Genomic DNA, 864 nt, shown 5'->3' on the forward strand with positions numbered 1-864 from the left:
CAAGCACATCGACGACTACGCGACCTCGCCGCTGTTCTCCGACGACGAGCGCGCCGCGATCGCCTACGCCGACGCGATGACCACCGACCCGCACACCATCACCGATGAGCAGGTCGACGACCTTCGGCAGCGGTTCGGCGACGACGGCGTCATCGAGCTGACGTATCAAATCGGCGTGGAGAACATGCGGGCGCGGATGTACTCGGCGCTGGGAATCACCGAGCAGGGCTTCGGTTCCGGCGACTCGTGCCGCGTTCCGTGGGCTTCCGACGAGCGCTTGCGCGAGGAGACGACGGCTACAGACGAGCCTTCAACGGTGAACCGGTGAACTTGTCCGGGTTGGCGATATCCCAAATCGCGCAGACCTTGCCGTCGCGCACGGTCATCGCGGTGACGCGCGGCATGACCTCCGGGTAGCCATCGTTGGCCGGTGAGCCGGAGAGGTAGCTGCCCAGCTGTCCGTTGACGTTCGCCAGCTGGCTCGACGACAGGAACTGCGGTCCGTATCGTCGGACCAGTCCGAACAGGAACCGGGCCACTTTCTCCGGTCCGTGGATGACGCGCGGTGCGGTGGGTGCCCGGCGGTTCGAGTCGCCGGTGAAGGTGACATCCGGATGCAGCAGCGCCACAACGGCTTCCATGTCGCCCGACGCCAGCGCCGAGTACATCCGCGCCCGCATGTTCTCCACGCCGATTTGATACGTCAGCTCGATGACGCCGTCGTCGCCGAACCGCTGCCGAAGGTCGTCGACCTGCTCATCGGTGATGGTGTGCGGGTCGGTGGTCATCGCGTCGGCGTAGGCGATCGCGGCGCGCTCGTCGTCGGAGAACAGCGGCGAGGTCGCGTAGTCGTCGATGTGCTTG

1 protein-coding gene and 2 pseudogenes are annotated in these 864 nt (G+C 66.1%); 1 reads left to right on the plus strand and 2 read right to left on the minus strand.

The window, feature by feature from the left end; genetic code table 11:
- The coding region (locus A5698_RS28985) for a carboxymuconolactone decarboxylase family protein (protein ID WP_197506579.1) at window positions 1-328 on the plus strand (328 nt) is incomplete at its 5' end.
- Here the strand turns inward: A5698_RS28985 and A5698_RS29985 are convergent.
- Together A5698_RS29985 and A5698_RS29990 are read right to left on the minus strand one after the other, a co-directional pair.
- Window positions 297-662, minus strand: a pseudogene (locus A5698_RS29985) (nuclear transport factor 2 family protein); the annotation flags it as partial. The gene A5698_RS28985 and the pseudogene A5698_RS29985 overlap by 32 nt on opposite strands.
- Window positions 654-864, minus strand: a pseudogene (locus A5698_RS29990) (carboxymuconolactone decarboxylase family protein); the annotation flags it as partial. The pseudogenes A5698_RS29990 and A5698_RS29985, both read right to left, overlap by 9 nt.

Origin of the sequence: Mycobacterium sp. E136 (genome assembly GCF_001666865.1) — a bacterium.
Classification (GTDB): domain Bacteria; phylum Actinomycetota; class Actinomycetes; order Mycobacteriales; family Mycobacteriaceae; genus Mycobacterium.